This window comes from Bacillus sp. RE35, from assembly GCF_052146655.1.
GTDB classification, from domain to species: Bacteria; Bacillota; Bacilli; order Bacillales; family Bacillaceae_G; genus Bacillus_A; species Bacillus_A cereus.
This window is the reverse complement of the sequence record NZ_CP197377.1, coordinates 3,634,923-3,657,587: the sequence shown is the minus strand read 5'-3', so window position 1 is coordinate 3,657,587 and position 22,665 is coordinate 3,634,923. Positions and strand designations below refer to the sequence as shown.

Genomic DNA, 22,665 nt, shown 5'->3' with positions numbered 1-22,665 from the left:
GGAGAAAACATGCTGGACACTTTACTAATAAATATCGGTCAATTACTAACAATGGATCAAGAAGATGGCTTGTTAAGACGAGAAGCGATGAACACGCTTCCTGTTATCGAAAACGGTGCGGTTGGAATTGAAAATGGTGTAATCACTTTCGTTGGAACAGCGGAAGAAGCGAAAGGATTACAAGCGAAAGAAGTTATTGATTGCGGGGGGAAAATGGTTTCTCCTGGTCTTGTTGATCCGCATACCCATCTTGTATTTGGTGGATCTCGTGAAAATGAAATTGCGCTAAAATTACAAGGAGTTCCGTACTTAGAAATTTTAGAACAAGGCGGAGGTATTCTTTCAACTGTAAATGCAACGAAACAGGCGTCGAAAGAAGAACTTGTTCAAAAAGCGAAATTCCATTTAGACCGTATGCTATCTTTCGGCGTTACAACTGTAGAAGCGAAGAGTGGTTACGGATTAGATGATGAGACGGAATGGAAACAATTAGAGGCAACTGCACAATTACAAAAAGAGCATTCAATCGATTTAGTTTCCACATTTTTAGGTGCTCATGCAGTTCCGAAAGAATATAAAGGTAGATCGAAAGAATTTTTACAATGGATGTTAGACCTATTACCAGAAATGAAAGAGAAACAATTGGCGGAATTCGTTGATATTTTCTGTGAAACAGGTGTGTTCTCAGTAGAAGAATCAAAAGAATTTTTATTAAAAGCGAAAGAGCTTGGCTTTGATGTGAAAATTCATGCAGATGAAATCGACCCTCTTGGTGGTGCGGAAGCAGCGGCAGAAATCGGTGCAGCATCAGCAGACCATCTAGTTGGCGCTTCTGATAAAGGGATTGAAATGCTTGCAAACTCGAATACAGTAGCAACATTATTACCAGGAACAACTTTCTATTTAAATAAAGAAAGCTTTGCTCGTGGTCGTAAAATGATTGATGAAGGTGTTGCAGTTGCGTTAGCTACAGACTTTAACCCAGGTAGCTGTCCAACTGAAAATATTCAGCTTATTATGAGCATTGCGATGCTAAAACTGAAAATGACACCAGAAGAAGTTTGGAATGCCGTAACGGTTAACTCATCATATGCCATTAACCGTGGTGATGTAGCTGGGAAAATTAGAGTTGGTCGTAAGGCAGATTTAGTTTTATGGGATGCTTACAATTATGCTTACGTACCGTATCATTACGGCGTAAGTCATGTGAATACAGTATGGAAGAATGGTAATATTGCATATACAAGAGGTGAACAATCGTGGAGCACGGCCACTATTTAAAGAAAAACGCAAAGTTTATTGATCGTGAAGTGACAAAATGGAGTGAGATGATTAAAGATTGGGAGGAAGGTGTAGAAATATTCGGTGCTGCCTTAATTGGAGCACCCCTTTCTAAACCATCTATTAGTCATTCAGGAGCGAGTTTTGCTCCAAAGACAATTCGTGCGATGTTAGATGCATACAGCACATATGCAATTACAGAAGAACACGATATGAAAGAAAGTGTCTTATATGATTGCGGCGATATTACGATGCATGTGACGGATATAAAAGAAAGTCATAACCGAATTGCGAAAACAGTTGGTCATGTAACGAAAGTAAATCCGAACATGATACCAATCGTTCTTGGTGGTGACCACTCGATTAGTTTTCCGAGTATAACAGGCTTTGCAAACAGTAAAGGAAAGGTCGGGATTATTCAATTTGATGCTCATCATGATTTACGTAATTTAGATGATGGAGGCCCGTCAAATGGTACACCATTCCGTAGTTTACTAGAAAATGATGTCATTACAGGGAAACAACTTGTTCAAATTGGAATTCGTAATTTTTCTAATGCACGTGCGTACCATGAATATGCAATAGAGCATGGTGTAACAGTGTATACAATGAAAGACGTACGAGAGCGAGAAATAAAAGATATTATCACGGAAAGTATTGAATTATTAAGAAATCAAGGTGTGACTTCTATTTATATTTCTCTTGATATGGATGTGCTAGACCAAGCGTTTGCACCAGGTTGTCCAGCAATTGGGCCTGGTGGAATGGATAGTACGACTTTACTAGATGCGATTGAATTCCTTGGTAAAGAACCGCTCGTTCAAGGGATGGATATAGTAGAGATTGATCCAACTCTTGATTTCAGAGATATGACGAGTAGAGTAGCAGCGCAAGTGATTATGAGTTTTCTTTTAGCGAGGGAAACGGTTAGTAAGCAAGTTAGTATATAGACGGAAAAGTAGATCTTTATTTATGCCTTAACAAAAACACATCACTACTTAAATGTAGTGATGTGTTTTTGTATTAAAAGAGAATGAATGTGTGTGGAACCGTTAATGGAATTGCGATTTTTATAGTTTATTGTGTAAATTTAATTTCTTGCTTCTGAAGTGTTGACGTGTAAAATAATTTTATGATAAAATAAAAATTTTTGCTAAAAAACTAAAAGTATGTTAAGCTTGAGAAGGTTACCATATATGGAGGTGGATTATTTGTTTCAAATTGGCGATAACATTGTTTATCCAATGCAGGGAGCAGGTATAATTAAAGCCATAGAAGAGAAGGAAATCTCAGGAGAAAAACAACAGTATTATGTTATAAAAATGTCGGCTAGTAATATGGAACTAATGATTCCAGCAGGGAGAATATTGAATTCGAATATACGTCCAGTTACGGATATAACCGCATTAGCACACATAATGGATATTTTTCAACATGGGGAATCAGATAGATTACTTACGTGGAAACAAAGGTATAAATTGAACACTGATAAAATAAAGACGGGTAAAATGCAAGAAGGTGCTGAAGTTGTGCGTGATTTAATGCGTATACAGAAAGAAAAAGCACTTAATGCAAGCGAAAAGAAGATGTTAGATAACGCATATGAATTTTTGATTAGTGAACTGGGATTAATTGAAGGTATCACAGAAAATCAGATAAAAAGCTTTTGTTAAGGTTCATTACAAATAATGTATTATATCCCAAAAAAGATCTTGAATTTTTTGGGAACATAATTATAGAAAATTTATCATTTCAAAGACATTCAACTCTTTCAAACCACTTTTAGAGCATTACCTCTATTGTTATTACTACAATCAAATCCATTTTTATTTTTTAATTTCATTTATGAATGTTCGAAGTTTAATTGAATACTTCGATAAAATAGTTACTTGATTTTTGCAATCCTGATTCACACTGGCACGGACGAGGAGCCGTAAGGATGAAAGAGAGGTAGGGCTTTCATTGTTTTAGGTATATAAGTTATTATTTTTAGAAGAATACTGAACCATTTTCACTTCTATTGATAAGGTGCTTTTTTATTAAAGAGATAAACGAATTGACAGCCATATATGGTCAACAAAAAAGGTTTCCTCCTAAGGAAACCTTTTTAATATTATTTATAGCGTTTTGTTTTTTGAATATTCGAATTTTTTATTTTAAAGTCGTAAAAATTGACGTTACTATCTAAAAGTAAGTATGATGCGATTATAGTAAGATTTTTTAGGGGGAAGAAAAATGACAAGTTCAAGTAATAAAGCAGCGAGTATTTATGAAGGAACAAATGTAAATGCTGGGGGATTTTTTGAAAACGTTGAAGAAACAAAGTTGTTTGATCCAATTCAAGTTGGAGCTTGGTCTCTTCGTAATCGTATAGCGATGGCACCGATGACAAGATGCTTTGCAGATAATGAGACTGGAGTAGTTGGTGCGGATGTAGTGGAGTACTACAGAAAACGTGCTGCGGATGGAATTGGACTAATTATTACAGAAGGAATTGTCATTAGTCCGAGAGCAAAAGGAAACCCAGGAGTACCAGGTATTTATACACAAGAACAAATCGATTCTTGGAAACCTGTTACAGAGGCAGTACATAAAGAAGGCGGGACGATTATTGCTCAAATATGGCATGTTGGGCGTATGAGTCATCATGAAATAATTGGTGGTCAAATGCCACAAGCGCCGTCGGCTATCGCTGCAGAGGGAAATGTTCCACGCTTTCGTAAACCGTTTGATATGCCAGAAGCAATGACGTTAGAAGAAATACAAGAAGTGATCGATCAATACGCACAAGCTGCGAAAAATGCGATCGAAGCTGGATTTGATGGAGTAGAAATTCACGGTGCACACGGATATTTAATCGATCAATTTACGTATGAGTTTGCGAATAAGCGAACAGATAAATATGGCGGTGATTTAAAACAAAGGTTAACGTTTATGAAAGAAGTAACGGCAGCTGTAATAGAAGCTGTTGGAGCTAATAAAACACTTCTTCGTTTCTCTGCTTTCAAAGGTGATAATCCTACTTATATGTGGGAAAACCCTGAGTTTGCAATTGAAACGTTCATAAATATGTTTAAAGAGGTTGGATTAACGATGATCCATCCTTCAACGATGAATTATACCCAAGAGATTGCTGACGGAAAGAATTTTCATCAACTAGTAAGAAAATATTGGGATGGTACGATTGTTGGGGTTGGTAATTTAAATCCGAAAGAGGCCGAAGAAGCGTTGCAAGAAGGAACGATTGATGTAGCGGCATTCGGAAGACCGTTAATTGCTAATCCAGACTTTGTTCATCGAATTAAACACGCTGAAAGTTTAGTTGAATATGACGCGAAAGAGCATCTTGTTACGTTAGTATGAATAAAGATAAAAGGAGAACACATCTAGTGTTCTCTTTTTATTATGGAATTTCATAGGGGGAAGCGGGATGAGTGAAACGCTACTCGTTATTATTAGTATATTACTATTTTTAATGTTGCTTTTAATCGTCTTTTTTATCATTACATTTTTTATAAAAAAACGAACACATCATTCTATTTTAAAATTACATCCGTACTTAGGAAGAATGCGCTACTTACTGGAAAAGATAGGGCCTGAATTTCGACAATATTGGTTTGATCATGATACGGATGGAAAGCCTTTCTCACGTTATGATTTTCAAAGTGTTATGTTTTTAGCGAAATATCGCTCTGAAATACTTGGTTTTGGATCAAAACGAGATTTTGAAGCTTCTGGATATTATATTGCTAATACATTATTTCCGATATTAACGGAGGAATTAAGTGTGAATCTCACGCAAGAGCGAGAAGGTAAAAAGTACGTGATTCATAAAGAAGGGTTATTTTCAAGAAGAGAAAAATTGACAGCGGATACAACGAATCTTTGGCTGTACGAAGAAGATGATGCAATTATAGTCGGTGAGAACCGTAAATATCCGTGGAAGCTACATGGCATGTTTGGTGCATCTGCGACTTCTTATGGTGCGATTGGAGAAAATTATATTTTAGCGAGTGGTCTTGGAGCAAAAATGGCAGGCGGGTCGTGGATTAATACGGGTGAAGGTGGCGTTATTCCAGAACATTTACATACAGGAGCGAATATCGTTGCGCAAATTGGTCCAGGGTTATTTGGATACCGTGATGAAGACGGTAATTTTTCAATGGGAAAATTCATGGAGAAAGTGAAAGAAAGTAATATTAGAGCATTCGAATTGAAATTTGGGCAAGGTGCTAAAATACGTGGTGGTCATTTAGAGGGGCAAAAAGTAAATGAGAAAATTGCGTTTGTTCGCAACGTCCGAAAGGGAGAGACGATTAATTCACCGAATCGATTTTCATTTTTAAAGAATGCAGCGGATACACTTTATTTTATTCAACAGTTGCAAGAAAGCGGCGGTAAACCAGTTGGAATGAAAATTGTAATTGGTCAGCAGAAGCCTTTGGAAGATTTAATAAAAACAATGAAAGAACTAAACATTTATCCAGATTTTATTACAATAGACGGTTCAGAAGGCGGGTCAGGGGCAACGTATAAATCGATGGCAGATTGTATGGGACTGCCGCTTATTCCAGCATTACTTACATTTATTGATACAGCAAACCATTATGGTGTTCGTAACAAGTTTAAAGTATTTGCATCGGGTAAATTAATCACACCAGATAAAGTAGCGATTGCTTTAGCGATTGGGGCGGATGCTGTAAGTTCAGCCCGCGGATTTATGATGGCAAGCGGCTGTATTATGGCCCTTCAATGTAATTCTGGCCAATGTCCATCTGGTGTAGCCACGACGAATCCGCATTATCAAAAAGCGTTAGATCCGTATGAGAAGAAGTGGCGAGTCATGAATTATATTATTAGTATGAGATATAGTTTATTTTCATTAGCGGCAGCGGCGGGAGTGAAGAGCCCGCGCCATTTAACTAGAGAGCATATTGTGTTTAAAGACGAGGTGGGGAGAGTAGTTCCTCTTTCGGAATTGTTTCCTATAGTAAATCAAACCTAAAAGTATATTTGATATGTAAGATTTTTTTAAGGAATAATCATATTTTTGGAAAAATTAGGAGTATAATAGGGAAGTATTTTTAAAAATGACTATTTTTAGGGAGAGATTCACTTGCAACAAGGTTCTTACAGTATTACAATTTTTTTACTCGTCATAGGGCTCGTTATATTTAGACGCATGCGCTCTATGAATCGACCAATTAATAATAAAGGAAGACGACTACTATTGCCATTATTTTTCTTATTACCAGGTTTTTCTTTATACGCAGCACCGATACAACTTGCTGGTTGGCAAATTTGTATAGCTGCTGGGATCGGACTGCTATTGTCAATTCCACTTATTATTTTAAGTGGGTATGAAGTCAGAGAAGATGGTCAAATTTATGCAAAAAAAAGTATCGCTTTTATTGCTACATTTTTAGTTATCGTTCTTTTACGTGCTTATTTTAGAAGACATTTACAAGGTCTAGATCCAAAGTCAATCGGCATTCTTTTCTACACTCTTGCGGTTTGTTATATAGTACCTTGGCGTATTGGATGTTATATGAAATTTCGTAAAGTATATGTAGAGAAAGAGAAAATTGAGACGTCAATAAGCTAAAAGTCATACATTTGTATGGCTTTTTTCTTTTAAAATTTATCGGGTAAACGAATGAAAATAAGGTGTGAAAAAACACCGTTTAATTTTCTGAATATTATTACTTTAATTCCTTAAAAAATCATTGTAATCCACTGGGATAAAGGCGTTTATAAAGGTTTTCACATGTAATAAAAAGTGCTCGTTCACTTGAAAGAACAAAAAATGTTTGTTAAGGTAGGGAACCATAAGCGAAAACAAGAAAATAGAAAAAGTCATTTTTCGAAATTTTGAATGGCTTATGGACTAAGGGAGAGATTTGGTGAAGATTGAAATTATGGTATCGCTTGCTATTTATATGGCAGGTATGTTGTATATCGGATATTGGTCTTATAAGAAGACATCCGATTTATCAGATTATATGTTAGGCGGGAGGGGACTCGGTCCAGCAGTTACAGCTTTATCAGCTGGTGCTTCTGACATGAGTGGTTGGATGCTAATGGGATTACCTGGTGCGATGTATGCAACAGGATTATCAAGTGTATGGATTGCGATAGGTTTATTAATAGGTGCGTATGCAAACTATTTAATCATTGCCCCGCGTTTACGAACGTATACAGAAGTGGCAAATGATTCAATTACGATTCCAGACTTTTTAGAGAATCGGTTTAAAGATCGTACGAAAATACTTCGTTTTGTCTCCGCTATCGTCATTTTAGTATTTTTCACATTTTATGCGTCGGCTGGTTTAGTTTCAGGTGGACGTTTGTTTGAAAATTCTTTTAACCTTGATTATAAAATTGGTTTATTTGTAACAGTGGGTGTCGTTGTTGCGTATACACTATTCGGTGGCTTTCTAGCCGTAAGTTGGACGGACTTTGTGCAAGGTTGTATTATGTTTATTGCGCTTGTATTAGTGCCAATTGTTGCTTTTACGGATGTCGGTGGTGTAACAGAAACATTTAATACGATTAAGCAAGTCGATGCATCGCATTTGGATATGTTTAAAGGGACTACAGTATTAGGGATTATTTCCTTTTTAGCATGGGGCCTTGGATATTTTGGTCAACCACATATTATTGTCCGCTTTATGGCAATTACCTCTATTAAAGATTTAAAAACTTCTCGTAGAATCGGTATCGGTTGGATGACGATTTCAATTATAGGTGCAATGCTTACTGGTCTAATTGGTATCGCCTATTATGCTAAAAATAATGCGATATTACAAGACCCAGAAATGGTCTTTGTAACATTCTCAAATATTTTATTCCATCCATACATTACAGGATTTTTATTATCAGCTATTTTGGCTTCGATTATGAGTAGTATTTCCTCACAATTACTTGTTATTTCAAGTGCAGTAACGGAAGACTTTTATAAAACATTTTTCCGTCGTAACGCAAGTGACAAAGAACTTGTATTTATCGGTAGATTATCAGTATTAGTAGTGGCTATGATAGCAGTTGTTTTAGCGTATCATCCAAGTGATACAATTTTAACACTTGTAGGTTATGCTTGGGCAGGATTTGGTTCAGCATTTGGACCCGCTATTTTATTAAGTTTATATTGGAAGAGAACGAACAAATGGGGCGTTCTTGCTGGTATGATTGTCGGTGCAGTAGTTGTTATAGCATGGGTACAAATTCCAAGTTTAAAAGCAATTATGTATGAAATGGTACCTGGATTCTTCTGTAGTTTATTAACTGTTATCGTTGTAAGTTTATTAACGAAAGAACCCGTTAAGGCAGTTCATCGTGAATTTAATGAGATGGAAGCAGTACTGGAAGAAGAAACGAAATGATTTGAAAAGAGAGTAGACGGTGAATAACGTTTACTCTCTTTTCTTTTTAAATGAAATAAGTAACTTATTGACAAAGAAAAGTAAGTAACTTATAATAAGTATTGAGGTTGAGATAAATGACATTCTAAATCAAGTTTTATTATGATTTTAGAGTGAGTAAATGTTTTTTGGAAACTATCTTGAAATCGAGATAATCCCGATAAGTTAGACGCTAATGTGTAATTTTGTAATTAATATCTCGAATTCGAGATAAAATTATTATAACGGATTTTACTTTGTAGCATGGACAAAATGAATAATGAATTTAAATGTAAAAGAATTTTTATAATGAAATAAAAAAGGAGTGGAAGAAATGGAAAAGAAAACAATGGGAATCCATCACATTACAGCGATTGTAGGGCATCCACAAGAAAATGTAGACTTTTATGCTGGTGTATTAGGGTTACGTTTAGTGAAACAAACAGTGAATTTTGATGATCCAGGTACGTACCATCTTTATTTTGGAAATGAAGGAGGAAAGCCTGGAACAATTATTACGTTTTTCCCATGGGCAGGTGCTCGTCAAGGTATTATTGGGGACGGTCAAGTAGGAATTACGTCTTACGTTGTACCAAAAGGTACAATGGAGTTTTGGGAAAATAGATTAGAAAAATTCGATGTTTCGTATACAAAAATGACTCGTTTTGGAGAGCAGTATTTAGAATTTGATGATCCGCATGGTTTGCATATAGAATTAGTTGAAAGAGAAGCAGGCGAATTAAACAATTGGAGTTTTGGAGAAGTTACACCAGAAGTAGCAATTAAAGGGTTTGGAGGTGCTGTTCTTTTATCTGCACAGCCTCAAAAAACAGCTGAATTGTTAGAACATATTATGGGTCTTGAAAAAATTGGAGAAGAGGGCGAATTTGTTCGATTCCGTTCTTCTGCTGACATTGGAAATATTATTGATTTGAAATTATCAACAATCGGTCGTGGCCAAATGGGCGTTGGCACAGTTCATCATATTGCCTGGAGAGCGAGTGATGATGCTGATCAGCTAGACTGGAAAGAGTATGTGTCGCGTTTTGGATATCACGTAACTCCTGTACAAGATCGAAATTATTTTAACGCGATTTATTTTAGAGAACATGGTGAAATCTTATTTGAAATTGCAACAGATCCTCCTGGTTTCGCTCATGATGAATCGTTAGAGACGATGGGTGAGGAATTAAAGTTACCGGAACAATATGAACAACATAGAAAACAGATTGAACAAACGCTTTTACCATTTGAAGTGAGAAATTTAGATTAAAGTGATTGGAGGGGGAACAGGATTATGATGAAACATGTTTTTCAAAAAGGAAAAGATACGTCAAAACCAGTGTTGTTATTACTTCATGGCACAGGTGGTAATGAATTAGATTTACTACCACTTGCAGAAATAATTGATCCGGAAGCGTCGGTATTAAGCGTTAGGGGAAATGTGTTAGAGAATGGGATGCCGCGTTTCTTCCGCCGATTAGCAGAGGGCATTTTTGATGAAGAGGATTTAATTTTCCGTACGAAGGAATTAAATGAATTTTTAGATGAAGCGGCTAAAGAATATAAATTCGATAGAAATAACATTGTAGCTATCGGTTATTCGAATGGGGCAAATATCGCAGCAAGCTTATTATTCCATTACGAAAATGCATTGAAAGGTGCTGTGCTTCATCACCCAATGGTACCAAGAAGAGGAATTCAATTAGCAAATTTAGCAGGGAAATCTGTGTTTATTGCTGCTGGGACAAATGACCCAATTTGTTCATCAGCAGAGTCAGAGGAATTGAAGGTACTATTAGAAAATGCAAATGCGAATGTAACAATGCATTGGGAAAATCGAGGGCATCAATTAACGATGGGTGAAGTAGAAAAAGCAAAAGAGTGGTATGACAAAGCATTTTAAAAAAGAAGCATCTGCTAACGATTAGCAGATGCTTCTTTTTTATTTAAGACTGGATTGCAAGATGAGATGAAGAAAGTGGTAGCTCAATATCAACAATCGTACCTTTATTTAATTCGCTTGAAATGTGTAATCTACCATGATGTTCTTCAATTATTTTGTAACACATCATTAATCCTAGTCCTGTGCCTTTTTCTTTTAAACTATAAAAAGGTTCGCCTAGACGGGAGATACGATCTTCAGGAATGCCGCAACCTTCATCGATAATTCGTATTAAGATGAAATTATCCTCTAATGGTTTTGTTTGGATGAAAATATTTCCGCCATTTGGCATTGCTTCTATCGCATTTTTTAATATGTTTATAAAAACTTGTTTTAATTGGTTACCGTCACATTGAATATCATATACGTAATCAAAATGATCCATGATGATATGAACGCTATGCATAATTGCAGTCGGTAAAATAAATGTAACTACCTCTTCAATTAAAGTTTGTATGTTACAAGTTTGGATAGATAATACTTGTGGCTTAGACATCGCCATAAATTGACTCGTGATGGATTCCATTTGTGAAATCTCACTTAACATAACATCGATATACCATTTCTGCTCCTCACTTATTTCAGGGAGGAGCAACGTTAGAAAACCTTTTAGAGAAGTGAGTGGATTTCGAATTTCATGGGCAATTCCAGCTGTCAGTTGTCCGACTACTGCGAGCTTCTCTGATTTTCGTAGTAACTTTTCAGTTTCTTTTAGCTCAGTAACATCTCTCCCCATCACGATAAGACCTTTGCGAGAACCATCAGGATGATAAAGCGGAACTTTTGATATACTTAAGATTAGATCGAAATCATCTCTATGTATAATAAATTCCTCGCCATGAAGAATTTGTCTTTGTTGCCATGCTAGTTCATCGATTTCTTCACAATGTAAAAAAGCTTCTCGGTATGCTTCATTATATTGAATGAGTTCGCTATCTTTTTTCCCGTGGTAAGGTACATGATGGAAATTGAAGCAAGAAAGTGCGTAATCATTTGCCTCAAGCCAGCGCCCTTCATGATCTTTAAAAATAACAAACGCAGGCATGGAGTTTACTAATGTACGTAATCTCTTCTCACTTTCTTTTAGCATATTCTCAATTCTTTCTGATTTTTCAAGCGGCTTCATAATAGCATATACGCCAGTAAGACGATTTTGAACAAAAATAGGAACTAGTTTTGTCACAACATCTAATAAGAATCCATTTTTATGATAAATAGATAAGATATACTCTTGTTGATTATCCGCTTCAGTATTCTTTATATTTTGTAATACTTGCTCAGAAATATGGGCTTCTAAAATAGAGGTAATATTTTTCTGTTCTAATTCTAAAGAAGTGTAACCTAATATTCTTTCGGCAGAAGGATTTATATGTAGAATAACTCCTTCTAAATTTAATGAAATAATACTATCAGGATTGTGTTCGAACAGAGATGCGTACATTTCTGTTAATGAACGATCTTGTATATGGTTTCGCAAACGTCTAGAAATGTTCGGATGACGTTTGTTTTGAGTTGGTGAATATTTTTTACGACTCATAATAGTTCCTCCGTACAAATAGCATCTAAAAAGATTTGTCTATTCATAACTATAATATAGATGTAATGTGTATTTCTATAAAAAATGGAAGTTATAGAATAAATTTTGTTTTTTTTATTTTTTGCAAGGTGAATGCAGGATGGTAATAAGGGGAGCTTATATTGTTTTATAAACCTTTTGTAAGTTACAGACGGCTGTTTTCCGTATAACATTAGGGTAGAGGAGGGGGAGAGAAAATGAAAAATTATATTCAAGGGATTGATCACGTGCAAGTAGCTGCACCTGTAGGGTGTGAAGAAGAGGCGCGTGATTTTTATGGGAATACGATTGGTATGGAAGAAATTCCAAAGCCAGAAGAGTTGAAAAAACGAGGTGGATGTTGGTTTAAATGCGGAAATCAAGAAATCCATATTGGTGTCGAGCGGAACTTTACACCAGCTAAAAAGGCTCATCCAGCTTTTTATGTGAATGAAATTAATGAATTTAAGCAAACACTTATAGAGCAAGGTGTTAAAGTGATTGATGATTATGCACGGCCAGATGTAATTCGATTTTACGTGTCAGATCCATTTGGAAACCGAATTGAATTTATGCAAAATAAAGACTAGGTGGATTCCCACCTAGTCTTTAACTTCTTCTGAAAAGTCCTAACACTTCTACAGTTTCTGTAATATTAACGAATGCATTCGGGTCGATTTCAGAAATTGTTAGTTTCATACTTGCTAATTCTTCACGAGAAACGACGGTCATAAGTACACGCTTTTTCTCGCTTGAATAAGCACCTTCGCCATCAAGTAACGTTATTCCACGTACAACAGTTGAAAGAAGTTGTTTTTTCATTTTTTCTGCTTCATTTGTTACAATCATAAGTGTAACTTTACGATGTTTTGTATGAACAGCATCAATTACTTTACCAGTTACATAAATTGAAAGTAAGCTTGTAAGTGCAACATCCCAGGTGAAGAAGAATCCTGCGATTATTACAACGACTGCATTTAAAATAATAAGGAATCCGCCAAGTTTAATGTCTCGCTTGCGGGATAAAAGCATACCGATAATATCAAATCCACCAGTGGATCCATTACAGTTAAAAACAAGACCAATACCAGCTCCAGCGATTACACCTCCGAAGATAGAAGATAACAATGGATCTGTTGCTACGACTTTTACTGGAACGTAGTATAATGCAACAGATAATACAACTACAGAGACAACTGTGTTAAAAATTACTTTTTTTCCAAGACCTATGTACCCTAAAATAAGGATAGGTAAGTTTAATACAAAGTTAATAATGCCTGTGTTTACAGGGGTTACAATCCCTAAAATAATAGCAATTCCGCCAATTCCACTACTTAAAATTTTGTGGGGGATAAGGAAAAGATTAAAGGCAACCGCAATAATAATAGAACCGATAATAACACCAAGGAATCTGACCATTTCTTTCCCGTCCTTCACTGAAAAATTCATATTATTTCAAGATTATATATGATATTGAAAGTTTTGGGTAAAAACAGTTTATTTAGGTAAATTAGATTAATCAAAAGAATTTGAGTATTTTATCATTTGAAAGGGGATACAGTTGTGAAGATAAAAACATATCAACAGAAAAGCCCGTTGAAGCAAGAATGTGAGGATTCTTATTTTTGTAATAAAGAAAAAAAGATTTATGGTGTATGTGACGGTGCAACACCACTTGTCCCGTTTCGTGATGAAAAGGGACATAATGGAGCATACATCGCTTCGCATTTATTTGCAAGTTATTTTACTGCATTACGAGAGAATCATAGTTTACAATTTGCAGTTGCCAAAGCAAATGAAGCATTGCAAAGCAAAATGTTAGAATATGAAGTAGACACGAGAAAAAAAGAGCATTTGTGGTGCACATGTATCGCGGCAGTCCAAATAGTTGGTGAGAAAATTGAATATGCGCAGCTTGGGGACTGTATGATTGTCGCAACTTTTCAAAATGGAACGATGCAAGTATTAACGAAAGACACAGTTGAAGGAATTAGTAAAAGAGCAAAAAAGAAGAGGGAAGAAGATCGTAAAAAAGGGTTATCTGTACCAGAAGAATATGTTTTTCAAGATGTTCGAGAACAGTTAAAATACAATCGTTATCTTGCAAATATGCCAAATGGTTATTCAGTTGCAAATGGAATGAAAGAAGCGATACATTATTTACAACATGGTGAATTACATACAGATGAAGTGAGTGGGATTTTTATTTGTTCAGACGGGTTATTTCACCCAGATTGGTCATTAGAACAAACTGTTGCATATATAAGAAAGAATAGTATAAACGAATATATAGCAATTATTGAAGAGCTAGAAGCGGAAAAGAGAATAAGGCCAGATGATAAAACGATTATTATGATTGATTTTTAAGAGGAGGCAGTTCAAATGGAAATTAAACGTGTCAATCTAACATTTCAAGATGAATTAGTTCCTTTAGAAAAAGTAAACAAACTGATTATTCACCATACAGCTGAAGATGGATGGGACGTGTATAAAACGCATGAATTTCATCAAACTGTAAGGGGGTGGAGCGGAATTGGTTACAACTATTTTATCGAAAAGGATGGAACTGTAGTGGAAGGGCGAGGTTTACATATTGGAGCGCACGCGAAAGACCATAACCGTCATACAATTGGAATATGTATGACGGGAAATTTCGATAAATACGATCCCACTCCCCCGCAAGTGAATGCATTATATTCTTTATGCAAAATGTTTATGAAGCAATTTGCTATAAAGAAAGAAAATATACTAGGTCATAGGGAGTTAGAAGGAGTTACAAAAAGCTGTCCTGGTAATCGTTTTTCTATGGTAGAGTTAAGGAAGATATTATCTTAAATATAGAGGAGTAACAACGATGATGAATATAAAAATACCAAATGATAAAAAAGAAGAGCTTGTAGCACAAATTCAGCAATTTTTCATGGAAGAAGATCTAGATGAAATTGGACGTTTCCAAGCAGAGCGTTTAATAGAAGAAATGATTAAATTAGTTGGACCATTTGCATACAATCAAGCAATTGGAGATGCAAGAAAGCTTGTAAGTGAGAAATTAACGAATATGGAAGAAGATTTATACGTGTTAGAGAAAAATGAAGGGAAATAAAAAAAGAGCCGATGGGCTCTTTTTTATTTTTCTTTCTTATGTTCCTTATATTCATGTACTTTTTCTTTCACATTACCAACTGTATCTTTAGCAGTGCCTTTCACCTTATCCCATTTTCCTTCAGCTTGTAATTTCTTATTGTCAGTTACTTTCCCAACAACTTCTTTTACTTCACCTTTTACCTTATCAATGGCACCTTCTACTTTTTCTTTTAAACCATGATCATGTTTAGTCATACATTTCTCCTCCTTGTAGTTTGATTAGAATTCTCTTTTCATATTGCAAGTTGAATGATGTATCTAGTAATATCGTAACAAATCTAGTTTGAATATTCAAATTATTAATAGGATAGAAAAGGAATTGTCATAAAATGTTTAAAAATGTAACGGAAGGAGAAATAAAGTAAATTATAATATGTCTTTTGCGGTCCATATTGATTTTGTATAAGCGATTTTCATGTGAGCACGTTCCATGTTATTTTGACTGCCGCTACCGAACCTTGCTTGTCCAACTATTAAAGTACAATTGGATTCAATAGCTGTCTTAATTCGTTTTTGAATTAATGCAGTATGACAGCCTTTACGCTGAAATTCTGGCAAAGTAGCAGAAGCAGCTAATGATGCGACACCCTTATTTATATACAGGACACCAATACCAGCAGGGATATTTTGAACTTCAGCTATGAAAAAATGCCACCCTGGTTCATTGTAAAGAATTTCATTATTTTGGCGCACGCTATCTTTTGTAAAGGATGGCATATTAAATCCACGTACATAAATGTCTGCAAAAATATCAAACTCATTTTCTTTTAGTTTTCGTATTGTAATATTAGAAGGAAGAAGTGATGAACCCTCTCTCGGTATACTATACAAAGCAGTATGGAAGCTAGATTGATAAAACCCTTTTTGAGATAAGTATTGAAATAATTCAGTTGTACCTTGTGCTGGGGTAATTTCAAAACGACAAGGGATTTGTAGTGATTCATAATAAGAAATGATTGCATCAATCGCATCTGCATTTGTAATACCTTTTACTGTATTAAAAGCAGGACCAGCAATTATTTTTGATGAAAAGGCAGTGGCGCTACCGAATTTTTTCATTTGCACTTGCATTGGGTTTCCGCTTATTGTTTGTAGTCTCTCTAATCTAGAAGAGAGCATGTCAATTTCTGCATTTTCAATTTCTGTTGCTATATCGAGTGTCATAACAGTAGTCATAAAATTCCTCCGTTAATAAATATATTTCATAGTACATATACGATTTTTGTTTTGAGATTCCTGTTGAAATGTGAGAGAATAAGAGTTTTTTTGGAAGGGAAATGGAAGTGAGCTGTCGAAGGGAGTGGAAACAGATTAAAGGTGGTGCTCTCATGAAACAAAAAACCGTGCAGACATGCTCTAATTGTGGTTCTCAAAACATAGGAGAAGGTGAGTTTGTCGGATATGCACAAATACGGAAAAAGGAAACGATGTTCACATCTTCACCGGTGGATGCGTATATTTGTACAGATTGTGGGAATATCCTTCTATTAAAAGTACGACATTATGAAAAGTTTAAGCAGAAGCCGTTATGATCATTGAGAAATGGTCATATCCAACGTTGTATACGAAACGACTTATGTTAAGGAAAATGAATATGAGTGATAGTTTACATATATATGAGTATGCTACAGATAAAGAGATGACAACTTTTACTGTATGGGATGCTCATCGATCGTTATGTGACACATATAACTATGTAGAAGAGATTGTGGGGCAATATAATGAAGGGCAAGTAGCACCTCTTGGAATTGTATTAAAAGAGGAGAAAAAACTTATAGGCACGTGTGGATTTATAAAATATGATTTGGTCACACATACAGCAGAAATTGCATACGCCTTATCTCGAAAATATTGGGGAAGAGGATTAGCCACGGAGGCTGCATTAGCTTTTTTCTACTATGGTTTTCATGAGTTGCATCTTAATAGTATTGAAGCGGGATGTGATTCAGAAAATGAAGCATCTGAAAAATTAATGAAACGTTTGAATATGGAGTACAAATATACAATTCAGAAGGATATGTTTATTAAAGGTAAGAATCGCGATACAAAAAGATATTGTATATCTAGAGAAGGATATATGAATCAATGAAATATCTTACATTGAAAAACTCCTTTAAATAAATCAAGGAGTTTTTTTATTTTGATAACAACAAATCGGAGTTTATCTTTTTGTTCGTGTGTTAGGAGTATGGGAGATATATCGAATTTTAGTAGAAAATAAGGAATACAGTAATCGTTTTATTTTTAAACTGAAAAAGAAAGTAAGAAAAAAGGTAGATAGTTTATCGTTCTGAATTATTTCCAAAGAAATAATTCAGAAAATACAGAAAAATGTCGTAATCATTTGCGGAAGTCTGTTATAATAAACGAAAAAATGAAAACGCTTTAAAGGGGGATGTAACCAATATGATGATGAATGTACCGCTAACAATTAGTTCTATGATGGAAAGAGCAGAAAAGTTATTCTCAAAGAAAGAAATTGTTTCTCGTACACATGATACCATTACGACATTAACGTATAAGCAGCTAGGAGAAAGGACGAGAAGACTTTCTAGTGCGTTAAAAAAGCTTGGGATTAAGGAAGGCGAACGTGTAGGAACGTTAGCGTGGAATCATCATCGACATGTGGAGGCGTATTTTGCTATTCCTGGTATTGCTTCCGTTTTACACACAATTAATATTCGTTTATCTCCTCAACATATTTCATACATTATTCAGCACGCAGAAGACCGAATTCTACTTATAGATGAAGATCTCGTACCGCTTGTTGAAAATATTCAATCACAATTATCAACTGTACAAGCTTACATTATTATGACTGATAAAGATGAACTCCCAAACACTACGCTGAAGCCTGTATATCATTATGAAAAGCTATTAGAAGAAGGCGATCCCAATTTCCAATTTGTAAAAGATATTGATGAAAATACACCAGCTGGTATGTGTTATACGTCAGCGACTACAGGAAATCCGAAAGGTGTTGTATATACGCATCGTAGTACTGTACTGCATTGCATGGCACTCGGTTTAGCGGATACAGCTGCTTTATCGGAAAGTGACGCGGCGATGGCAATTGTACCGATGTTCCATGTGAATGCTTGGGGACTTCCTTTCGCTGCTACTTGGTTTGGATCAAAACAAGTTCTTCCAGGACCGATGTTTACGCCGAAAATTTTATTAGAAATGATCCAATCTGAAAAAGTGACGTTAGCTGCCGGTGTGCCGACAATTTGGCTCGGTGTATTACAAGAGTTAGAAAATAATAGTTATGATTTATCTAGTATGACGAGAATACTATGTGGTGGTGCAGCCGCACCGAAAAGTGTTATTAAAGCATTTGAACAGAAACACAATGTTCCTTTCATCCATGCATATGGTATGACCGAAACAAGCCCACTCGTAACACTTGCACGTTTAAAAAGTTATGAAACAGAATTATCGTATGAAGAGCAATTAGAAATTAGATCAAAGCAAGGGTATCTTGTCCCTGGTGTAGAGATGAAAGTAGTCGGTACAAATGGTGAAGTGAAGTGGGACGGTACGGAGATGGGAGAACTATGTTTACGAGCACCTTGGATCGCTGAAAGCTATTATAACGATGATCGTACTGTCGAAGGTTTTCGCGATGGATGGTTATATACTGGTGATGTTGTCACAGTGGATGAGGAAGGTTGCGTGAAAATTGTTGACCGTACGAAGGATGTTATTAAAAGCGGGGGAGAATGGATTTCTTCGGTCGATCTTGAAAATGCTTTAATGGCACATGATGCTATATTTGAAGCGGCTGTCGTTGCAGTTCCTCACCCTCAGTGGCAAGAGCGACCAATTGCCTGCGTTGTTCAAAAGAAAAATAGTACGGTTACAAAAGAAGAAATATATGAGTTTTTAAAACCACAGTTTGCGAAGTGGTGGTTGCCAGACGATATTGTCTTTATGGAAGAAATACCGAAAACATCTGTTGGGAAGTTTTTAAAACAGGCGCTTCGGAAAGAACTGGAGCATTTGCATAGAGAGAAATAAGTGAACTTCTATTTGTAAACTCTAATACATTAATGGTTGACAAAAGAAGAATGGAAAGATAATATGATTTTTGTGATATGTTACCTAAAATAAATTTTAAGTTTACAAATAGGAGAAGCAAATATGAATACAAAAAACTTAGTTTTTGTCGCTTTATTTAGTTCTATTATGGGAGTGTTAGGGTTAATACCTCCGATTGCTCTTTCTATTACACCAGTTCCAATTACATTGCAATCACTCGGTGTTATGCTTGCGGGTGGGTTGTTAGGATCACGTCTAGGTGCGTTAAGTCAGCTTATTTTCTTACTTATTGTAGGAGTTGGAGCACCATTGCTTGCTGGTGGACGCGGTGGCCTTGGTGTATTTGTTGGACCAAGTGCAGGATATTTACTTGGTTACATCATTGGGGCGTTTGTTATTGGTTATTTAATTGAGCGTTTACGTGAAGTTTCTATTATAAAAGTATTATGTATTAATATAATTGGTGGTATTTTCGTAGTTTATGTATTTGGTATTACTGTACAAGCGTTCTTAATGGATGTTTCTGTATGGGAGACAATGAAAGTGAGTGCTGTGTTTTTACCAGGGGATTGTATAAAAGCAATTATTGCGGCAGTTCTCGTAACAAAATTACATCGTTCATTGAAACATATTATTACGCCCGCTTTAAAGAATGGAAAATATACAAATGCGGGATGATAAAGGGAAGAAACACGTTAATTGCGTGTTTCTTTTTATTATTATTGTAAAGAAAGGACGTCTCATATGGGGATTACAAAAGAATATAAAAAGCATGCCTCTTTACAACCAAATAAAATAGCGATAAAGGAAAATGATAGAGTTTTAACATATAAAGAGTGGTTTGAATCAGTTTGTAAAGTAGCAAGCTGGTTAAATGAAAAAAAATCGAAGAATAAAACGATAGCAATCCTATTAGAAAATCATATAGAGTTTTTACAACTATTTTCTGGTGCCGCTATGGCCGGGTGGGTTTGTGTTCCGTTAGATATAAAGTGGAAACAAGATGAGCTCAGAGAAAGAATTGAAATTAGTAATCCGGATATGATTGTGACAGAACGATATAAGGTGAATGATCTATTGGATGAAGAAGGAAGAGTAATTGAAATTGATGAGTGGAAAAGAATGATAGAGAAATATCTTCCTACATATTCCACTGTAGAAAGTGTACAACATGCTCCTTTTTATATGGGATTTACATCAGGATCAACAGGAACAGCAAAAGCATTTTTACGTGCACAGCAATCGTGGGTTCATAGTTTTGATTGTAATGTACATGACTTTCATATGAAAAGGGAGGATTCAATTTTAATAGCTGGGACGCTCGTTCATTCTCTTTTCTTATACGGGGCAATAAGTGCATTATATGTAGGACAAACAGTGCACATTATGAGAAAGTTCTTTCCAAATCAAGTATTAGATAAGTTAGAAACTGAAAATATATCAGTTATGTATACAGTTCCGACAATGCTTGAATCTTTATATAAAGAAAGTAGATTAATAGAAAATAAAGTGAAAATTATTTCGTCAGGAGCGAAATGGGAAGCTGAAGCGAAAGAAAAAATAAAGAATATATTTCCTTATGCGAAAAGATATGAATTTTATGGTGCATCAGAGTTAAGTTTTGTAACAGCACTAGTCGATGCAGAAAGCGAAAGAAGGCCAAATTCAGTAGGAAAACCTTGTCATAATGTGCAAGTTCGAATATGTAATGAAGCAGGCGAAGAAGTACAAAAAGGTGAAATAGGAACTGTTTATGTGAAAAGTGATCAGTTTTTTATGGGATACATAATAGATGGGGTTTTAACACGGGAGTTGAATGCAGAAGGTTGGATGACAGTGCGAGATGTAGGCTATGAAGATGAAGAAGGCTTTATATATATTGTTGGTAGAGAGAAGAATATGATTTTATTTGGAGGAATCAATATTTATCCAGAAGAAATAGAAAGTGTATTACATGAACACCCAGCTGTTGATGAAATAGTTGTAATTGGTGTGAAAGATAGTTACTGGGGTGAAAAGCCCGTCGCGATCGTAAAAGGAAGTGCTACGAAACAACAATTAAAGAGTTTTTGCTTACAGAGATTATCCTCTTTTAAAATACCGAAAGAATGGCATTTTGTAGATGGAATACCTTATACAAATAGTGGGAAAATCGCTCGTATGGAAGCAAAAAGTATGATTGAAAACCGGGAGAAAATATATGAATAGAGCAGTCATTGTAGAGGCGAAAAGAACACCTATTGGTAAGAAGAATGGGATGTTAAAAGAGTATGAAGTTCAGCAATTAACAACGCCGCTTCTTACGTTTTTAAGTAAAGGGATTGAGAGGGAAATAGATGATGTCATATTAGGTAATGTTGTTGGGCCAGGAGGGAATGTTGCGAGACTATCTGCTTTAGAGGCGGGACTTGGCTATCATATTCCTGGTGTAACGATTGATCGGCAATGTGGTGCTGGTTTAGAAGCAATTCGAACTGCGTGTTATCTCATTCAAGGCGGGGCAGGTAAGTGTTATATCGCCGGGGGAGTAGAGAGTACAAGTACGTCACCTTTTCAAAAAAGAGCACGATTTTCACCTGAAACAATTGGTGATCCTGACATGGGAGTAGCGGCTGAATATGTTGCAGAACGTTATAACATCACGAGAGAAATGCAAGACGAGTATGCTTGCCTCAGTTACAGACGAACACTGCAAGCATTAGAAAAAGGATTTATATATGATGAAATATTGTCTTTTAATGGAGTATTAGATGAATCTATAAAGCTAGAAATGAATTATGAACGAATGATTAAAAGAACAAAACCTGCATTTTTACAAAATGGTACAGTAACGGCGGGGAATTCATGTGGTGTAAATGATGGAGCATGTGCCGTTCTTGTAATGGAAGAGGGGCAAGCTCGAAAGTTAGGTTATAAACCTGTCCTTCGTTTCGTTCGTAGTGCTGTAGTGGGAGTGGATCCCAAGCTTCCAGGGACTGGTCCGATATTTGCGGTGAACAAATTATTAAACGAAATGAATGTAAAAGTAGAGGACATCGATTATTTTGAAATAAATGAAGCATTCGCCTCAAAAGTTGTTGCTTGCGCAAAAGAGTTACAAATTCCGTACGAAAAAGTAAATGTAAATGGTGGAGCAATTGCGCTCGGTCATCCGTACGGTGCATCTGGTGCTATGCTTGTAACACGTTTGTTTTATCAGGCTCAAAGAGAGTCTATGAAATATGGAATTGCTACATTAGGAATTGGAGGCGGGATAGGGATGGCGCTATTATTTGAGAAAATAGAAGACTAGCGAGGTA

23 protein-coding genes and 1 pseudogene are annotated in these 22,665 nt (G+C 35.7%); 20 read left to right on the top strand and 4 right to left on the bottom strand.

Going from position 1 to position 22,665, the window contains the following annotated elements:
- Positions 1 to 9 precede the first annotated feature (9 nt).
- From hutI to ACTL4X_RS18530, 9 genes are all read left to right on the top strand, one after another.
- The gene (hutI, locus tag ACTL4X_RS18570) at positions 10 to 1,281 is read left to right on the top strand and encodes an imidazolonepropionase (protein ID WP_000887531.1); all 1,272 of its coding nucleotides are present in this window, start codon (positions 10 to 12) and stop codon (positions 1,279 to 1,281) included.
- Entirely contained in the window at positions 1,260 to 2,231 is a 972-nt protein-coding gene (gene hutG, locus ACTL4X_RS18565; protein WP_000399838.1) for a formimidoylglutamase, read from the top strand. Before hutI ends, hutG begins: the two co-directional genes overlap by 22 nt.
- Positions 2,232 to 2,492: 261 nt before the next feature.
- On the top strand, positions 2,493 to 2,954 hold the full coding sequence (locus ACTL4X_RS18560) for a CarD family transcriptional regulator (RefSeq protein ID WP_170317877.1): 462 nt from the start codon (positions 2,493 to 2,495) through the stop codon (positions 2,952 to 2,954).
- A gap of 562 nt (positions 2,955 to 3,516) precedes the next feature.
- Positions 3,517 to 4,644: an alkene reductase gene (locus ACTL4X_RS18555; RefSeq protein ID WP_000204580.1), complete on the top strand. Its 1,128-nt coding sequence runs from the start codon at positions 3,517 to 3,519 to the stop codon at positions 4,642 to 4,644.
- A 67-nt stretch (positions 4,645 to 4,711) separates the two neighbouring features.
- The gene (locus ACTL4X_RS18550; RefSeq protein WP_000005167.1) at positions 4,712 to 6,286 is read left to right on the top strand and encodes an FMN-binding glutamate synthase family protein; all 1,575 of its coding nucleotides are present in this window, start codon (positions 4,712 to 4,714) and stop codon (positions 6,284 to 6,286) included.
- A 111-nt stretch (positions 6,287 to 6,397) separates the two neighbouring features.
- Complete coding sequence (locus ACTL4X_RS18545) at positions 6,398 to 6,886, top strand: CcdC family protein (protein WP_001183921.1); 489 nt, start codon at positions 6,398 to 6,400, stop codon at positions 6,884 to 6,886.
- A gap of 298 nt (positions 6,887 to 7,184) precedes the next feature.
- Entirely contained in the window at positions 7,185 to 8,663 is a 1,479-nt protein-coding gene (gene putP, locus ACTL4X_RS18540) for a sodium/proline symporter PutP (protein WP_000687595.1), read from the top strand.
- Between the two features lie 352 nt (positions 8,664 to 9,015).
- On the top strand, positions 9,016 to 9,954 hold the full coding sequence (locus ACTL4X_RS18535) for a ring-cleaving dioxygenase (RefSeq protein WP_000412739.1): 939 nt from the start codon (positions 9,016 to 9,018) through the stop codon (positions 9,952 to 9,954).
- Between the two features lie 24 nt (positions 9,955 to 9,978).
- Entirely contained in the window at positions 9,979 to 10,587 is a 609-nt protein-coding gene (locus ACTL4X_RS18530) for an alpha/beta hydrolase (protein WP_000975454.1), read from the top strand.
- Positions 10,588 to 10,630: 43 nt separating this feature from the next.
- Here the strand turns inward: ACTL4X_RS18530 and ACTL4X_RS18525 are convergent, their stop codons facing one another.
- Entirely contained in the window at positions 10,631 to 12,163 is a 1,533-nt protein-coding gene (locus tag ACTL4X_RS18525; protein WP_000087662.1) for a BA3702 family sensor histidine kinase, read from the bottom strand.
- Between the two features lie 236 nt (positions 12,164 to 12,399).
- Between ACTL4X_RS18525 and ACTL4X_RS18520 the strand changes: the two genes are divergently transcribed.
- Positions 12,400 to 12,771 (top strand): VOC family protein, encoded by a 372-nt coding sequence (locus tag ACTL4X_RS18520; protein ID WP_000800772.1) that lies wholly within the window; start codon positions 12,400 to 12,402, stop codon positions 12,769 to 12,771.
- 19 nt (positions 12,772 to 12,790) lie between these two features.
- Here the strand turns inward: ACTL4X_RS18520 and ACTL4X_RS18515 are convergent, their stop codons facing one another.
- Positions 12,791 to 13,630, bottom strand: a complete 840-nt coding sequence (locus tag ACTL4X_RS18515; RefSeq protein WP_002005544.1) for a YitT family protein — start codon at positions 13,628 to 13,630, stop codon at positions 12,791 to 12,793.
- A gap of 96 nt (positions 13,631 to 13,726) precedes the next feature.
- On the opposite strand from ACTL4X_RS18515, the gene ACTL4X_RS18510 reads away from it, so the two are divergent.
- The 3 genes from ACTL4X_RS18510 to ACTL4X_RS18500 are packed head-to-tail and all read left to right on the top strand — an operon-like array spanning position 13,727 to position 15,284.
- Positions 13,727 to 14,548, top strand: a complete 822-nt coding sequence (locus ACTL4X_RS18510; protein ID WP_002041632.1) for a protein phosphatase 2C domain-containing protein — start codon at positions 13,727 to 13,729, stop codon at positions 14,546 to 14,548.
- 15 nt (positions 14,549 to 14,563) lie between these two features.
- Entirely contained in the window at positions 14,564 to 15,016 is a 453-nt protein-coding gene (locus ACTL4X_RS18505) for a peptidoglycan recognition protein family protein (RefSeq protein ID WP_000404002.1), read from the top strand.
- A gap of 19 nt (positions 15,017 to 15,035) precedes the next feature.
- On the top strand, positions 15,036 to 15,284 hold the full coding sequence (locus ACTL4X_RS18500) for a DUF2164 domain-containing protein (protein ID WP_000981066.1): 249 nt from the start codon (positions 15,036 to 15,038) through the stop codon (positions 15,282 to 15,284).
- Positions 15,285 to 15,307: 23 nt separating this feature from the next.
- Here ACTL4X_RS18500 and ACTL4X_RS18495 read toward each other — a convergent pair whose 3' ends face one another.
- Complete coding sequence (locus tag ACTL4X_RS18495) at positions 15,308 to 15,520, bottom strand: CsbD family protein (protein ID WP_000160410.1); 213 nt, start codon at positions 15,518 to 15,520, stop codon at positions 15,308 to 15,310.
- Between the two features lie 171 nt (positions 15,521 to 15,691).
- Positions 15,692 to 16,501 (bottom strand): GNAT family N-acetyltransferase, encoded by an 810-nt coding sequence (locus tag ACTL4X_RS18490; protein WP_000214343.1) that lies wholly within the window; start codon positions 16,499 to 16,501, stop codon positions 15,692 to 15,694.
- Between the two features lie 152 nt (positions 16,502 to 16,653).
- Between ACTL4X_RS18490 and ACTL4X_RS18485 the strand changes: the two genes are divergently transcribed.
- The 7 genes and pseudogenes from ACTL4X_RS18485 to ACTL4X_RS18455 all read left to right on the top strand — a co-directional run bounded on the left by ACTL4X_RS18485 (position 16,654) and on the right by ACTL4X_RS18455 (position 22,658).
- Positions 16,654 to 16,857, top strand: coding sequence for a hypothetical protein (locus ACTL4X_RS18485; protein ID WP_000810948.1), 204 nt, complete (start codon positions 16,654 to 16,656; stop codon positions 16,855 to 16,857).
- Positions 16,854 to 17,414, top strand: a complete 561-nt coding sequence (locus tag ACTL4X_RS18480) for a GNAT family N-acetyltransferase (protein WP_000582845.1) — start codon at positions 16,854 to 16,856, stop codon at positions 17,412 to 17,414. The genes ACTL4X_RS18485 and ACTL4X_RS18480 overlap by 4 nt, the downstream gene beginning before the upstream one ends.
- 64 nt (positions 17,415 to 17,478) lie before the next feature.
- Positions 17,479 to 17,619: pseudogene (locus tag ACTL4X_RS18475) on the top strand (helix-turn-helix domain-containing protein); the annotation flags it as partial.
- A 112-nt stretch (positions 17,620 to 17,731) separates the two neighbouring features.
- Entirely contained in the window at positions 17,732 to 19,345 is a 1,614-nt protein-coding gene (locus ACTL4X_RS18470) for a long-chain fatty acid--CoA ligase (protein ID WP_000980172.1), read from the top strand.
- A gap of 123 nt (positions 19,346 to 19,468) precedes the next feature.
- Positions 19,469 to 20,044 carry a biotin transporter BioY gene (locus ACTL4X_RS18465; protein ID WP_001093334.1) on the top strand — a complete coding sequence of 192 codons (576 nt, stop codon included), beginning with the start codon at positions 19,469 to 19,471 and terminating at the stop codon, positions 20,042 to 20,044.
- Positions 20,045 to 20,110: 66 nt separating this feature from the next.
- Positions 20,111 to 21,574 carry an acyl-CoA synthetase gene (locus tag ACTL4X_RS18460; RefSeq protein ID WP_000513152.1) on the top strand — a complete coding sequence of 488 codons (1,464 nt, stop codon included), beginning with the start codon at positions 20,111 to 20,113 and terminating at the stop codon, positions 21,572 to 21,574.
- The gene (locus ACTL4X_RS18455) at positions 21,567 to 22,658 is read left to right on the top strand and encodes an acetyl-CoA C-acyltransferase (protein WP_086401145.1); all 1,092 of its coding nucleotides are present in this window, start codon (positions 21,567 to 21,569) and stop codon (positions 22,656 to 22,658) included. Before ACTL4X_RS18460 ends, ACTL4X_RS18455 begins: the two co-directional genes overlap by 8 nt.
- The last annotated feature ends 7 nt before the right edge of the window (positions 22,659 to 22,665 follow it).

Excerpts from the sequence above, each read along its gene's own strand:
- hutI (WP_000887531.1), top strand. The coding sequence starts at position 10 with ATGCTGGACACTTTACTAATAAATATCGGTCAATTACTAACAATGGAT.
- ACTL4X_RS18555 (WP_000204580.1), top strand. The coding sequence starts at position 3,517 with ATGACAAGTTCAAGTAATAAAGCAGCGAGTATTTATGAAGGAACAAAT.
- ACTL4X_RS18550 (WP_000005167.1), top strand. The coding sequence starts at position 4,712 with ATGAGTGAAACGCTACTCGTTATTATTAGTATATTACTATTTTTAATG.
- ACTL4X_RS18535 (WP_000412739.1), top strand. The coding sequence starts at position 9,016 with ATGGAAAAGAAAACAATGGGAATCCATCACATTACAGCGATTGTAGGG.
- ACTL4X_RS18530 (WP_000975454.1), top strand. The coding sequence starts at position 9,979 with ATGATGAAACATGTTTTTCAAAAAGGAAAAGATACGTCAAAACCAGTG.
- ACTL4X_RS18525 (WP_000087662.1), bottom strand. The coding sequence starts at position 12,163 with ATGAGTCGTAAAAAATATTCACCAACTCAAAACAAACGTCATCCGAAC.
- ACTL4X_RS18520 (WP_000800772.1), top strand. The coding sequence starts at position 12,400 with ATGAAAAATTATATTCAAGGGATTGATCACGTGCAAGTAGCTGCACCT.
- ACTL4X_RS18515 (WP_002005544.1), bottom strand. The coding sequence starts at position 13,630 with ATGAATTTTTCAGTGAAGGACGGGAAAGAAATGGTCAGATTCCTTGGT.
- ACTL4X_RS18505 (WP_000404002.1), top strand. The coding sequence starts at position 14,564 with ATGGAAATTAAACGTGTCAATCTAACATTTCAAGATGAATTAGTTCCT.
- ACTL4X_RS18500 (WP_000981066.1), top strand. The coding sequence starts at position 15,036 with ATGATGAATATAAAAATACCAAATGATAAAAAAGAAGAGCTTGTAGCA.
- ACTL4X_RS18495 (WP_000160410.1), bottom strand. The coding sequence starts at position 15,520 with ATGACTAAACATGATCATGGTTTAAAAGAAAAAGTAGAAGGTGCCATT.
- ACTL4X_RS18490 (WP_000214343.1), bottom strand. The coding sequence starts at position 16,501 with ATGACTACTGTTATGACACTCGATATAGCAACAGAAATTGAAAATGCA.
- ACTL4X_RS18485 (WP_000810948.1), top strand. The coding sequence starts at position 16,654 with ATGAAACAAAAAACCGTGCAGACATGCTCTAATTGTGGTTCTCAAAAC.
- ACTL4X_RS18480 (WP_000582845.1), top strand. The coding sequence starts at position 16,854 with ATGATCATTGAGAAATGGTCATATCCAACGTTGTATACGAAACGACTT.
- ACTL4X_RS18470 (WP_000980172.1), top strand. The coding sequence starts at position 17,732 with ATGATGATGAATGTACCGCTAACAATTAGTTCTATGATGGAAAGAGCA.
- ACTL4X_RS18465 (WP_001093334.1), top strand. The coding sequence starts at position 19,469 with ATGAATACAAAAAACTTAGTTTTTGTCGCTTTATTTAGTTCTATTATG.
- ACTL4X_RS18460 (WP_000513152.1), top strand. The coding sequence starts at position 20,111 with ATGGGGATTACAAAAGAATATAAAAAGCATGCCTCTTTACAACCAAAT.
- ACTL4X_RS18455 (WP_086401145.1), top strand. The coding sequence starts at position 21,567 with ATGAATAGAGCAGTCATTGTAGAGGCGAAAAGAACACCTATTGGTAAG.